The sequence below is a fragment of the Bradyrhizobium sp. CCBAU 51745 genome, from assembly GCF_028128715.1.
In the GTDB taxonomy this organism is placed as follows: Bacteria; Pseudomonadota; Alphaproteobacteria; order Rhizobiales; family Xanthobacteraceae; genus Bradyrhizobium; species Bradyrhizobium manausense.
On the sequence record NZ_LBJP01000085.1, the window covers coordinates 1 to 12,535 of the forward strand.

The following is a 12,535-nucleotide window of genomic DNA, read 5'->3' on the forward strand; positions in this document are numbered from 1 at the left end:
TGAAGGTCGACAACACCAACGTGCGCCGGCTCCAGATCGACAAGCTGACGCGGCTGAAATCCGAGCGCAACCAGAAGGACGTCGACGCCGCGCTTGCCGCGATCACGCGCTCGGCCGGCGAAGGCAACGGCAACCTGCTCGCGCTCGCCATTGATGCTGCGCGGGCCAAGGCGACCGTCGGCGAAATTTCGGACGCGATGGAAAAGGTGTTCGGCCGGCACCGCGCCGAGATCAAATCGATCACCGGCGTCTACAAGCGGGAGGCGTCCAGCATGGGCAATCAGGTCGAGAAGGTTCAGGCGCTGATCGACGCCTTCGAGGAGGCCGAAGGCCGCCGCCCGCGCATCCTCGTCGCCAAGATCGGCCAGGACGGGCACGACCGCGGCCAGAAGGTGATAGCGTCTGCCTTTGCCGATATCGGATTCGACGTCGACATCGGACCGCTGTTTGCCACCGCCGACGAGGCCGCACGGCAGGCGGTCGAGAACGACGTCCACATCCTTGGCGTCTCCTCGCTCGCAGCCGCTCACCTCACTGCCGTGCCTGAACTCAAGGCCGCGCTGAAGAAGCAGGGTCGAGAGGACATCATGATCATCGTCGGCGGCGTGGTGCCGCCGCAGGACTACGAGGCGCTCTATGCGGCCGGCGCCGAGGCCATCTTCCCGCCGGGCACCGTGATCGCAGAGGCGGCCGAGGAGCTGATCCGCAAGCTCAACGCCCGGCTCGGGCATAGCGAGGCGGCGGAGTAGGAGCGCATCCTTGAAGTTCATGACCGGTTTGAGCGTCGCCCTGGCGCTGAGCGCAACATGTGCGTTTTCCGCCCTCGCCGCCGATCCCAAGCCCGACGCTGCGGTCAAGAACAAGAGCATCGACGCACGCGTCTTGCTCGACGACAGGATCAAGGCCGACGCGCCGCTCGCAGCCGATTGCCTGGCCGAAGGCAAGAAGTGGCTCGACAAGAACGCAGGCGACGCCGCGGCCTCACGCAAGCAGGAGCCGCAATTCTTCAAGGACGGCGGCTGGGATTTCGAGCGCAAATATTCGACCCGCTCTGTGGTTGCCGATCGCTATGTCAGCATCCTGCGCGACGACTACATGGACACCCATGGCGCCCATCCCAATTCGGACGTGAACACGATCCTGTGGGACAAATTCGAGAACAAGCGCATCTCGATCCGCCCGTTCTTCACCGAAACCGCCGACAATGGCGCGACCATGAAGGCGATGGTGCAAGCCGTGATCGCCTCGCTGAAGATCGAGAAGAAAAAGCGCGACAGCGGCGAGACCGCGACCGAGGAATGGTTCAAGGGCCTTGAGCCGAGCCTGCTCAAGATCGGCGCCGTGACGCTGGCGCCATCGACGGAGACAGGCAAGAGTTCCGGCCTGACCTTCCACTACCCGCCCTATGCCGTCGGCCCCTACGCCGAGGGCCAATATGTCGCCTTCGTTCCGTGGGAGACGTTGAAGCCCTATCTCACGGCGGAAGGCGTACGCATCTTCGGCGGCGCACGGCCAAAGGCCGATGCCGACGAACAACAATAGCAACGGAACCCGTTGCACACGGCGGCACGGGGCTGCCGCTTGCGACATCCGCGCAAAGCTGCGTAGCATGTTGCGATGACGCGAGCCCGATTCCCGAGGGCGATGCCGGGAACGTCAATGCCAGGAATTACGCGCCGCGTTTTCGCGGCCTCTTCAGTAGCCGCAGCCACATCCGCGCTCCTCTCGCCTGCGCGCGCGCAAGCCTATCCCGCGCGGCCGGTCACCGTGATCGTGCCCTGGGGAGCGGGTGGCGGCACGGATGCGACCGCGCGCTTCATCGCGACGCTGCTCGAGAAGGAGCTCGGCCAGCCGTTCAATGTCGTGAACCGCACCGGCGGATCCGGCGTCGTCGGCCATGCCGAGATCGCAACGGCGCCGCCGGATGGCTACACCATCGGCATGCTGACCGTGGAAATCGCGATGCTGCATTGGCAGGCCGTGACGCATCTAGCGCCGCGGAACTTCATGCCGCTGGCGCTGATGAACGAAGATTCGCCAGGCATCCAGGTTGCCGCCTCCTCGCCGTACAGGACAGTCAAGGAGCTCGTGGACGCCATCAGATTGGCGCCACCGGGACGGTTCAAGGCGTCGGGCACCGGACAAGGCGGCATCTGGCATCTCGCGCTCGTCGGCTGGATGCAGGCGATGGGGTTGCCGACGAATCAGGTCACCTGGTCGGCGTCGAATGGTGCAGCACCGGCCATGCAGGACCTCGTCGCAGGCAGCGTCGATCTCACCACCTGCTCGTTGCCGGAGGCACATGCGACCATCGAGGCCGGCCAGGCCCGGAGCCTCGCGATCATGGCGCACGCGCGCAACCCGAGCTTTCCTGACGTCCCGACGCTGAAGGAAGCGCTCGGCGTCGACTATTCCACCAGCTCATGGCGCGGCATCGGTGGTCCCAGGGGTCTGTCTGCGGAGATCGCAACCAGGCTGACCGCAGCTTTGAAGACGGTGTACGACTCCTCCGCATTCAAAGACTTCATGACCAGGCGTGGCTTTGGCAGCGTGTGGCGGGATGCAAGCGATTTCAAAACCTTCATGGAAGAGGCTGATAGCCAGATGGGCCAGGCCATGAGGGCCGCCGGCTTTGCCAAGGCCTGAGGGGGCTCTCGCCTGCCTGCTTCCGCCGTTGTAAAGCAAGGCATGGTTGAGAAGAAGTCTTCGCTCGATATCACCGCCCTCGCCCGCGACCTCCGCGCCGGTCATCGCGCAGCGCTCGCGCGCGCCATTACCCTGGTGGAGAGCCGGCGCAGCGACCATCAGGCGCAGGCGCGCGAACTGGTGCAGATGCTGCTGCCCCACACCGGCAAGGCGGTTCGCGTCGGCATCACCGGCTCGCCCGGCGTCGGCAAATCCACCACCATCGATGCGCTCGGGACCTATCTGATCGAGCAGGGCAACAAGGTCGCCGTGCTCGCGGTCGACCCGTCCTCGGCTCGCAGCGGCGGCTCGATCCTCGGCGACAAGACGCGGATGGCGCGGCTGTCGGCGTCCAGCGATGCCTTCATCCGCCCCTCGCCGTCCTCGGGCACGCTCGGCGGCGTCGCCGCAAAGACACGCGAGGCCATGCTGCTGTGCGAGGCCGCCGGTTTCGACGTCGTGCTGGTCGAGACCGTCGGCATTGGCCAGTCCGAGACCGCGGTCTGCGACATGACCGATTTCTTCCTCGCGCTGATGCTGCCGGGCGGCGGCGACGAACTGCAAGGCATCAAGAAGGGCCTGGTCGAGCTCGCCGACATGATCGCGATCAACAAGGCCGACGGCGACAATCTCAAGCGCGCCAACGTCACCGCCGCCGACTATCGTGGCGCGCTGCATATCCTCAGCCCGCGGTCCGAGCATTGGCATCCGCCTGTCATCACCTATTCGGCGCTGGCCGGCACCGGCATCGCCGAGCTCTGGCAGAAGGTTCTGGATCACCGCAAGGCGATGAATGCGTCAGGTGAATTCGCGGCGCGGCGGCGCGATCAGCAGGTGAAATGGATGTGGTCGATGCTGGAGCAGCGCATGCTGTCGCGGCTGCGCAGCGAGGCGTCGGTGCGCGCCAGGGTGAAGAAGATCGAAACCGAGGTCGCCGACGGCCACCTCACGCCGGCACTCGCCGCCGAGGAGATCATGAAGCTGCTGCATTGAGACCGGTACACCTCTTCTCATCGGCAAGAGGTGAGCCGAAGTCCGATCTTGCGACCGAACTCGGTCTCACGACGGCCTAACTGATCTGCCCGGCCAGCACTTTCGAGACGAAGCGCGCGGTCGCCTCGCCGACCTCCCGAGGCGCCTCCTCCTGCAGGAAGTGCGATCCCTTCACCAGGACGGTCTCCTGATTGGGCCAGGCCCGGCAGAACTCGCGCTGCGCGCCGATCAGGAAGCCTGCCGGCTCGGCATCGATGAACAGTTTCGGGATCCGGTTCTTCGACATCCAATCGGCGTAGGCCTCGACGATCGCGACCACGTCGGCCGGCTCGCCTTCAATCGGCAATTCGCGCGTCCAGCTCAGCATCGGCTGACGGCTGGGACCGGGATTGCGGTAGTAGCGGCGATAGACCTCCAGCGCCTCCGGCGCGATATGGCGCAGCGGCAGCAGATATTCGATGAACAGGTTCTTCTGCAGGATCAGGTCTTCGCCTTGCGGGCTGCGTTGGCCCTGGAAGAAGGCGCGCGTCGCATCGGGCCATTCGTCCCAGGAGCGGAACGGCCGGACGATGCCTTCCATATAGACGATGGCCTTGACCTTCTCCGGATGGCGATAGGCCCAGTGAAAGCCGAGCGCCGCGCCCCAGTCGTGCACGACGAGGACGACATTCTCCGTCAGGCCCAGCCCATCGAACCAGGCGTCGAGATAGCGCCGGTGATCGACGAAGCGGTAGGAGCCGTTCGGCGCCGCGCCCGAATTGCCCATGCCGACGAGGTCGGGCGCGAGGCAGCGACCATAGGGCAGGAGATAGGGAATGATGTTCCGCCAGAGATAGGACGGCGTCGGAACGCCGTGCAGGAACACGATCGGGTCGCCCGCGCCGACATCGACATAGGCCATCTGGGTATCGAGGACCTCGATGTATTTCCGGTAGGAGACTTCCTCGGTCGAGATCGGGGGATGGTTGACCTGCAACATGATGGAACTCCGTTCTCTCTCTCTCTCTCTCTCTCTCTTGCACACCAGTAAACGATCTATACCCGTTACTTGTTTCAACCGGTAAACAAGATTAAATGGTGTTTCATGTCCAGGGAAACGCGCAAGTTCCATGTGCCGGACGCGCTGGCGAATCTCTACGATTTCGCCAACACGCTGGATCTGCGGCACTTCACCCATCACGGCGTCCAGCATCAGCAGGCGGATGCATTGCAAAATCCCGCCGCGCTCGGCGAGTGGATGCATCAGCATGGGCTGATCCACCGTGCGGCCGTGCCATCGCGGAAGACCTTCGAGGCCGCCTTGCGGCTGCGCGCCGCGATCCGCGCCTACCTCAAATGCGATCCGGCGGAGCGCCACCGCAAGCCAACCGTCACCGCCCTGCTCGGCGCCGCGATGGAGCCGTTTGCACTGCGCGTCGCCGTCGGCGGCAAGGATGGTTTTGCACTCAGGCCGGTGATGAGCGATGCGCAGGCGGGCCTGTCGGCGATCGTCGCCGAATTGTACGACGCGGCGTCGGCCGGCACGCTCGCGCGCCTGAAGATGTGCGCCGCCGATGAGTGCCAGCGGGTGTTTTTCGATCGCTCGAAGCCCGGCACGCGGCGCTGGTGCCAATCCACCCTGTGCGGTAACCGGGAAAAGACCCGGACCTACCGCGAGCGCCACAGGCACGATCCCACCTCGGAGATCTGAGGACCTGCGCGCTTGGAACACGGCCCGCCCCGGTGTTTACTGGATGCGAGCGTCCGACAGGATCGAGAGGATCACATCCATTGCCCGACAAGCTCCGCATTCTCCTCACGGGCTTCGGCCCGTTTCCCGGCGCGCCGCATAATCCGACCCAGCCGCTGGTGGCGCGGCTGGCGCAGCTGCGGCGTCCCGCCCTCGATGATGTCGAGCTGTCGCGCCACATCTTTCCGGTGACCTATGCCGCGGTCGACCGGCAATTGCCTGACGTGCTGGCAAAGGTGAGGCCGGATGCGATGCTGATGTTCGGGCTCGCGGCGCGTACGCCTTACCTGCGCATCGAGAGCCGTGCGCGCAACGCCGTCACCATGCTGTGGCCGGACGCCGCCAACACCCGCTCCAGCAAGCGAGGCATTGCCGGCCATGCCGATGCGATGAATTTCGGCCCGCATACGGCAAGACTGCTGCGTGCCGCGCGCCTCACCGGCATCGATGCGCGGCCCTCGCGCGATGCCGGCGCCTATCTCTGCAACTATCTGAGCTGGCGCGCGATCGAGAAGGTCAGAGCTGGCGGGCCGAAGCTTGCCGCGTTCATCCACGTTCCGCTGCTTGCCCGCAGCGGCGCCGTGCGGCGCAAGGGCGCTCCGCGGATTACGCTGGAGGAGCTGGTAGATGCGGGAGAAGCGATGTTGATGGAGATGGTAGCGTTGGCAAGGAAGGCACGGAAGACACCGCTCTCGTAGGGTGGGCAAAGGCGCCCTTGCGCCGTACCCACGTGCATCCTTTGCCACAAAACGTGGGTACGCTTCGCTTTGCCCACGCTACGGCAGCTACGGCATCTCGTTCTCGGTAAACATTTAACCCTACCGCGAACAATCCTCACCGCCCCACCCGCCCTGCGCTACCTAACTGTCGCGGACACCCCGCGTCCGCCGAAGGACGCGTCATGGACCTCAATCGCCGTCATCTCATCGGAGCTTCGACTGCCGGCATTGCCGGTGCGTTTGCCTTGCCCTCAGACGCCGCGCGCGCGGCGCCGCTGACGTCGCTGCTCGGCCGTGACGCGACCCAATATGGCGTGCGCCCCGGCAGCAGCGAGGACCAGACGCGCGTTCTCCAACGCGCCATCGACGAAGCTTCGCGGGCGCAGCTGCCGCTCGCGCTGCCGCCCGGAATGTACCGCACGGGCCCTCTACGGCTGCCGAATGGGGCGCAGCTCATCGGCGTGCGCGGCGCGACGAAGCTTGTCTTCACCGGCGGGGCCTCGGTGATCCAGAGCGACGGCTCTGATTCAATCGGCCTCACCGGTATCACCTTCGACGGCCGGAGCATTCCGCTGCCGGCGCGGCGCGGGCTGATCCATGTGCTGGGTGGCCGCGACGTGCGCATCACCGATTGCGAGATCACGGCATCCGGCGGCAGCGGCATCTGGCTGGAGCAGGTGTCGGGCGATATCTCCGGCAACATCTTGACTGACATCGCCGTGACGGCGGTGGTCTCGTTCGACGCCAGGGGCCTCAGCGTGTCCCGCAACACCATTGTCGGCACCAATGACAACGGCATCGAGATCCTGCGCACCGCCATCGGCGATGACGGCACTGTTGTCGCCGACAACCGCATTGAGGACATCAAGGCCGGCGCGGGCGGCTCGGGGCAGTACGGCAATGCCATCAACGCCTTCCGCGCCGGCAACGTAATCGTGCGCGGCAATCGCATCAAGAATTGCGACTACTCCGCCGTGCGCGGCAACTCGGCATCGAATATCCATATATCTGGCAACAGCGTCAGCGACGTGCGCGAGGTCGCGCTCTATTCCGAGTTTTCGTTCGAGGCCGCCGTGATTGCCAACAACACGGTCGACGGCGCCGCCGTCGGCGTCTCCGTCTGCAATTTCAACGAGGGCGGGCGTATTGCGGTCGTTCAAGGCAATATCATCCGCAATTTGATCCCGAAGCGCCCCATCGGCACCGCGCCTGACGATGATGCCGGCGTCGGCATCTATATCGAGGCCGACACGTCGGTCACTGGTAATGTGATCGAGAACGCACCGTCCTACGGCATCGTTGCCGGCTGGGGGAAATATCTGCGCGATGTCGCGATCACGGGCAATGTGATCCGCAAAGCGCTGGCCGGTATCGGCGTCTCCGTCGTATCAGGCGCCGGCACGGCGCTCGTCAACAACAACATGATCTCGGAAACCCCGCGCGGCGCGGTGGTCGGACTGGACCACGCACGCGCCGTGACGGCGGATCTGTCCGCGGACGGCGCGCAGCGCTTTGCGCAGGTGGTGGTGGTGGGCGGCAACGCCGTGCGGCAATAGGTGTGCGCAGTGGCAGCTGGGCCGTGCATCCTTCGAGGCCCTCCAGGGGACGCGATGCGTCCCATGCTTCGCGCCTCAGGATGATGGACAACCTTTAGGTTGTTTCAGAAACACTTGACAACCAGAGCACCGCCGTCATCCTGAGGTGCGAGTGGCGTGATGCAAAGCATCGCGCCGGGAGCCTCGAAGGATGATGTTGTGGGCATCTACGTCTACATGCTGCGATGCGCGGATGGCTCATTCTACATTGGAAGCGCCACCGGCGAAGACACATCCAAGCGTGTCGAAGAGCACAACACCGGTGCTTATCCAGGATATACCTATTCGCGGCGCCCGGTTGTCCTGGTGTGGTCTGAATATTTCGACCGGGTCACCGACGGCATCGCGGCCGAACGGCAACTCAAGGGCTGGAGCCGCGCGAAGAAGGAAGCACTCATTAAGTCCGATTGGAAGGCTGTGAGCCAGCTTGCTCGGCGGCGCGCTGGGGCGCCTAGGTCCAAGATGTAAACGTGGTGCGGCGGGCAGTGGGGCCGTTCATCCTTAGAGGCTCCCCATGGGACGCGCTGCGTCCCATGTCTCGCACCTCAGGATGACGGATTGGACGTGGCGCGTCTCGGGAACGCGGATCTCAGAACGTATTCCGCAGCAGCGGGTACTTGGCTTCGATGCCGTCGAGGCTGAAGGTGAACTCGACGACGCGCTCGGGGGCCGCGACGATGTCGTCGGCGGGCGGCGTGAAGGTCTGCAGGAACGATGCGATCGACGGAGCGGCAGGTGCGATCGGATCCACCAGCGTAGCCTCCCGGGCGACTGGCGCAGGCGGAGCTGCGGGCGCCATGCGAGCGACAGGTGCTACTGGGGCAAGCGGTACAATCGGGGCCTTGACGATGTCAGCGAGGATAGCCGGCTCGGGCTCGAGCCTGACCGGAATGGAGGTCTCTGGCGCGATGTGTATGGTCTTGGGCTGCAACGTCTTGGGCGGCAAGGTCTTGGGCTGCACCGTCTCGGCCTGTTCGCGCGGAAACACCCGCGGCATGGTCGCCGGCGACCAACCGAATGCAGAGGTCACGCTCGCGGCGGCTGCGGCGACGTCCTCGCCATTCGCAAGCGCGCGCCAGGTCTGGACCGCGCGCTTGGCTTCCTGGATGTTTTCGAGAAATGCGAGCTCGGAATGGTAGCGGCGCCACCGCCCGGTCTCGAACATTTCAGAGAGATGCTCCAGCCGCTGCTCTGCGAGAGCGCACCAGCGTGCCGCAATTTCACGGCCGGCCGCGCCTCGGCCAGCGTCATGGCGATGAGTCATTAATCAGCCCGTCAGGAGAAAATTGCGGACGCGACGCAACGCACACGAATCAATCTAGAAGCGACGGGAATATCTTGTGGAAAAGTTTTGACTTGTCCAGCAACGACACGGCTCCGGTCACACAACACCGTAGTCACGCGGAGTTTTCAGCGATTAGGGAGTCAAGCTTCGCACAAGCATGGCGGACCTGCCGTGCAGCGTCGCTGAGTGATCACAGCGACGCGCCGACGGCCTCAACCGCAAGCTGATCATCGCGCCTCAAGAAACCGGACGCCCCAAAAGAAAAGACCCGTCCGGGGGGACAACCGGACGGGTCGAGCCATATGGGCGCTTGGGGTGGATGGGCGCTCGCGCCTGATATGACTGATGGGGAGGGATGACCGCTCCCACATTATTTGGTCGTGGCAGCAGGCTGAACGTTCAACCCGGGTGTTCGATTTTTTGACCCTTTGGCCCACGCGCAAGGATGTCGCAGGCGCTAGCGCGCCGCCGGCCTATCCGCCTGAGAAACCGTGGATTTATCGTCGGCGCTCGACAGCGAAGGCTGCTCGATCGCGCGGATGTTGGGGTCATCGCGCCGCTTCTCGGCATCTTCACGTTTAGTTGTACCCGACGCAGCCGCGACCGGCGTCGTGCTGTCGGCCGGAACGGCCATGACCGCGGCAAACGCATCGGGCTCGCCGTCGCCGAACAGATCATCACGCCCGGGTGAACCGAGGTCGCGTGCCGTCTTCGCCAGCGTCATGCGCAGCGCTTCCGGCTTCAGGGTGTAATTGCGCTCGAGCAGCAAGGCCGCGACGCCGGAGACATAGGCCGCCGAGAACGAGGTGCCCGACGTGATCTGATATTTGCCATCAGGCGCCGGCAGGAAGATGTCGACGCCGGGCGCGGCCAGCGCGATGTAATTGCCGCGGTTGGATGCGGTGAACAGCTTGTCCTGCTGGTCGGTCGCGCTGACGGCGATCACGTTGGGATTGGCGGCGGGATAGAGCGGCGGCGATTTGGCGCCGGCATTGCCGGCGGCCGCGATCAGCACCAGGCCGCGCGCGGCGGTTGCCGCGATCGCACGCTCGATCACGGCGTCCTTGGGACCGGCAAAGCTCATATTGACGATCTGGGCGCCGTGCTCGGCGGCGTAGTTGAGCGAGCGCAGGATGATGTAGGACGAGCTCTCCGCACCGCCGGTGGTGCCGCCGAAGGCCCTGATGGCGATGATGCGCGCTTCCGGCGCGCTACCCATCAGCTTCGCATGGGCCACGATGGCACCCGCAATGCCGGTGCCATGGACGTGAGCGCCCTCGCTGCTGCCGAGTGCGTCAAAGACTTCGGCGATGGAATTGGCGAGTTCGGGATGCTTTGCATCGATGCCTGAATCGATCACCGCAATCGTAACATTGGCGCCGTGCACCAGGGTGTGCGCCTGCGGCAGGCGCAGCTTGGACAGCGCATATTGCGCCGGATCGCCTTCGGTCGGGACCGCAGGCCTCTGGTCTTGCAACACGTAGCGGAAGTTCGGCTGAAGCGAGCGCACGCTCGCGTCGGCCGCGAACTCGCGCCGCGCCGTCTCGTAAGGGCGGCCGTCGGTGATGCGGAACAGGCCGACCGTGGCCCCGATCAGCGGGAAGTTTTCAGATGACAGGCGCGTCAGGCCGTGGCGCCGGGCGAGTTCGTCGGCCTCGGTCGGCGACAGCGCGCTGTCGATCTCGGCCAGGAATTCATTGGCGAAACTGCGCGAGATGATGGCGACTGGCGTAGCGTTGCCACGCCCCTTGCCGGCGCTCTTCCTGGCCGTCTTGCCGGAGCCGTCGCCGCCCCCCTTCGGCTGGCCGAGGCATTCGCCATCGGCATCGCGATAGGCGTTAGAACAGGCCGGATAGAGATTTGGCGAGTAGCGCGCGTAGGGCAGCACGGGGTTGACGGAACTTGGCGCGATCCGCGCAATGGTATGAACCGTCGGCGTTATGTGCGGACCGTGATCGCCGCCGCCCACGGCTCTCGCCGCGCCATTGACGGAGACCGCGCCATTGACAGAGAGCGTCGGCGTGCGCGTGGGAACGCTGATCGTCGGCGTGCGCATGATCGCCTGGGCGTGGGCCACTCCGATGCCAAGACAGGCGGCGAGCAGGAGCGCGGCTCCAGCCGAGGAGGCATAGGCACCGGCTCGCAACTTACTCTCGGACTTGCGTATCATTGGTGCAGGCGCCTAAGGCGCCGCCACGGCGAGGTTGACGAACTTTTCGCGCTGCATTCTGGCGAGCAGCGCTGCGAGCTCGTCCTGGCTCATCGCCTTGTCGAACTGCAGGCGGAACATGCCGCCTTTGGCATCGCCGATGATCGAGGCCTGATAGCTGTCGAGCAACGCGGTGATGTCGGCGACACGCGCCTCCGGCGTGAAGCGTACCAGCGCCCGCGAAGGCGCAGCCGCCCCGAGCTCGCGCGTAATCGGCGCGCCGGTCGAGAGCGATGCGGTCTGGAAAGTCGCGGTCTGCGTCTTCATCAAGACAGCCCCGATGATGCCGGCCTGCAGCAGCAATGCGATGGCGCCCAAGCTCGCCGACCAGGCCAGCGTGCGCGGCGACAGGCTCGCAAAGAACGTGGCGATGCGTGCCGACAGCGGCAGCGAACTGGTCGCGCGCGCCGGCTCGGCGTCGATCGCGGCGAACAGCTTCTGCATCGCGCGCGCCGACGGTGCACCCAGGCTTTCGTTCAGGTGGATGGTCTCTTCGTATTCACCGCGGATCACCCCATATTGCTTTGCGAGCTCCGGATCGCTGGCGAGCGCTTCCTCGACGCGGCGCGCATCGCGCGCGTTCAGCGTGCCGGCGGCATGCCACGGCAGCAGCAACTCGATCTCACTGGGCTCTTGCTCCAGCATCTTCTTGCTCAAAGCCATCATGGCCAGCCTCGCTCAACGCCGGCTGCCTTCAGCAGTTCGGCCAATTTCTTGCGCGCGTAGAACAAGCGCGTCTTTACCGTGTTCTCCGGAATCCCGACGATTTCGGCCACTTCCTCCACGGACTTCTCGTGGTAGTAGACGAGGTCGACGATTTCCCGATGGTCCGGCGAGAGGCCCGTCAGACACTCCCGCAACGCTTCACTGGTATCCTTCTTCTGCACCACCGTTTCCGGATCGTCGGACGAATCCTCGATCGCGTTGGCGGCTTCGTCGTCCAACTCAAAATCCTTCCTGCGCCGAAGCGCAGACAGGGCCTTGAATCGGGTGATTGCCAAGAGCCAGGTGGAAACGGCGGACCGGCCCTCGAACTTGCCGGCCTGACGCCAGACGTCGAGAAACACCTCGCTGATGAGGTCTTCTGCCGTCTGCTCGTCCCGCACGAGCCTGAGCCCGAACCTGTACACCCTGACATGGTGCCGCCCGTACAGCACCTGCATGGCGAGCCGGTCGCCTTGGGCGATCCGGGCGATCAGGACCTCGTCCGTAGCCGCCTGTGTCACGCTCAAGGCACGTCTCGCAAGATTGGTCGGGTCGATGCGGGGGACGGTTCGACGGGAGAGGTGAAATTCTTCAACCTACCGCAGTCACACGGGG

13 protein-coding genes are annotated in these 12,535 nt (G+C 64.9%); 8 read left to right on the top strand and 5 right to left on the bottom strand.

Annotated elements, in window-relative coordinates; genetic code table 11:
• The 4 genes from XH98_RS25700 to meaB all read left to right on the top strand — a co-directional run.
• On the top strand, window positions 1-749 hold a 749-nt coding region (locus XH98_RS25700), incomplete at its 5' end, for a methylmalonyl-CoA mutase family protein (RefSeq protein WP_271620285.1).
• Between the two features lie 19 nt (window positions 750-768).
• Window positions 769-1,542 carry an RsiV family protein gene (locus XH98_RS25705; RefSeq protein WP_271620408.1) on the top strand — a complete coding sequence of 258 codons (774 nt, stop codon included), beginning with the start codon at window positions 769-771 and terminating at the stop codon, window positions 1,540-1,542.
• Between the two features lie 117 nt (window positions 1,543-1,659).
• Window positions 1,660-2,646 (top strand): tripartite tricarboxylate transporter substrate binding protein, encoded by a 987-nt coding sequence (locus tag XH98_RS25710; RefSeq protein ID WP_271620286.1) that lies wholly within the window; start codon window positions 1,660-1,662, stop codon window positions 2,644-2,646.
• A 42-nt stretch (window positions 2,647-2,688) separates the two neighbouring features.
• On the top strand, window positions 2,689-3,678 hold the full coding sequence (gene meaB, locus XH98_RS25715) for a methylmalonyl Co-A mutase-associated GTPase MeaB (RefSeq protein ID WP_271602287.1): 990 nt from the start codon (window positions 2,689-2,691) through the stop codon (window positions 3,676-3,678).
• A 76-nt stretch (window positions 3,679-3,754) separates the two neighbouring features.
• Here the strand turns inward: meaB and XH98_RS25720 are convergent, their stop codons facing one another.
• Window positions 3,755-4,657, bottom strand: coding sequence for a haloalkane dehalogenase (locus XH98_RS25720; protein ID WP_271620287.1), 903 nt, complete (start codon window positions 4,655-4,657; stop codon window positions 3,755-3,757).
• A gap of 132 nt (window positions 4,658-4,789) precedes the next feature.
• Between XH98_RS25720 and XH98_RS25725 the strand changes: the two genes are divergently transcribed.
• The 4 genes from XH98_RS25725 (at window position 4,790) to XH98_RS25740 (ending at window position 8,189) form a co-directional block, all read left to right on the top strand.
• Window positions 4,790-5,368 carry a CGNR zinc finger domain-containing protein gene (locus XH98_RS25725; RefSeq protein WP_271620288.1) on the top strand — a complete coding sequence of 193 codons (579 nt, stop codon included), beginning with the start codon at window positions 4,790-4,792 and terminating at the stop codon, window positions 5,366-5,368.
• 80 nt (window positions 5,369-5,448) lie between these two features.
• Window positions 5,449-6,105, top strand: coding sequence for a pyroglutamyl-peptidase I (locus XH98_RS25730; RefSeq protein WP_271602290.1), 657 nt, complete (start codon window positions 5,449-5,451; stop codon window positions 6,103-6,105).
• Between the two features lie 203 nt (window positions 6,106-6,308).
• Window positions 6,309-7,682 (top strand): TIGR03808 family TAT-translocated repetitive protein, encoded by a 1,374-nt coding sequence (locus tag XH98_RS25735; protein WP_271620289.1) that lies wholly within the window; start codon window positions 6,309-6,311, stop codon window positions 7,680-7,682.
• A gap of 198 nt (window positions 7,683-7,880) precedes the next feature.
• Window positions 7,881-8,189 (top strand): GIY-YIG nuclease family protein, encoded by a 309-nt coding sequence (locus XH98_RS25740; RefSeq protein ID WP_271620409.1) that lies wholly within the window; start codon window positions 7,881-7,883, stop codon window positions 8,187-8,189.
• A gap of 121 nt (window positions 8,190-8,310) precedes the next feature.
• Here XH98_RS25740 and XH98_RS25745 read toward each other — a convergent pair whose 3' ends face one another.
• The 4 genes from XH98_RS25745 to XH98_RS25760 form a co-directional block, all read right to left on the bottom strand.
• Window positions 8,311-8,985 carry a TIGR03809 family protein gene (locus tag XH98_RS25745; protein ID WP_271620290.1) on the bottom strand — a complete coding sequence of 225 codons (675 nt, stop codon included), beginning with the start codon at window positions 8,983-8,985 and terminating at the stop codon, window positions 8,311-8,313.
• A 478-nt stretch (window positions 8,986-9,463) separates the two neighbouring features.
• Window positions 9,464-11,176, bottom strand: a complete 1,713-nt coding sequence (locus tag XH98_RS25750; RefSeq protein ID WP_271620291.1) for a S8 family serine peptidase — start codon at window positions 11,174-11,176, stop codon at window positions 9,464-9,466.
• A gap of 12 nt (window positions 11,177-11,188) precedes the next feature.
• A complete protein-coding gene (locus XH98_RS25755) occupies window positions 11,189-11,881 on the bottom strand; it encodes a hypothetical protein (RefSeq protein WP_271602294.1) in 693 nt (230 codons plus the stop codon).
• Entirely contained in the window at window positions 11,878-12,447 is a 570-nt protein-coding gene (locus XH98_RS25760) for a sigma-70 family RNA polymerase sigma factor (RefSeq protein ID WP_057753025.1), read from the bottom strand. Before XH98_RS25760 ends, XH98_RS25755 begins: the two co-directional genes overlap by 4 nt.
• Window positions 12,448-12,535 lie beyond the last annotated feature (88 nt).

Coding starts and splice junctions, on each gene's coding strand:
- XH98_RS25705 (WP_271620408.1), top strand. CDS start 769: ATGACCGGTTTGAGCGTCGCCCTGGCGCTGAGCGCAACATGTGCGTTT.
- XH98_RS25710 (WP_271620286.1), top strand. CDS start 1,660: ATGCCAGGAATTACGCGCCGCGTTTTCGCGGCCTCTTCAGTAGCCGCA.
- meaB (WP_271602287.1), top strand. CDS start 2,689: ATGGTTGAGAAGAAGTCTTCGCTCGATATCACCGCCCTCGCCCGCGAC.
- XH98_RS25720 (WP_271620287.1), bottom strand. CDS start 4,657: ATGTTGCAGGTCAACCATCCCCCGATCTCGACCGAGGAAGTCTCCTAC.
- XH98_RS25735 (WP_271620289.1), top strand. CDS start 6,309: ATGGACCTCAATCGCCGTCATCTCATCGGAGCTTCGACTGCCGGCATT.
- XH98_RS25745 (WP_271620290.1), bottom strand. CDS start 8,985: ATGACTCATCGCCATGACGCTGGCCGAGGCGCGGCCGGCCGTGAAATT.
- XH98_RS25750 (WP_271620291.1), bottom strand. CDS start 11,176: ATGATACGCAAGTCCGAGAGTAAGTTGCGAGCCGGTGCCTATGCCTCC.
- XH98_RS25755 (WP_271602294.1), bottom strand. CDS start 11,881: ATGATGGCTTTGAGCAAGAAGATGCTGGAGCAAGAGCCCAGTGAGATC.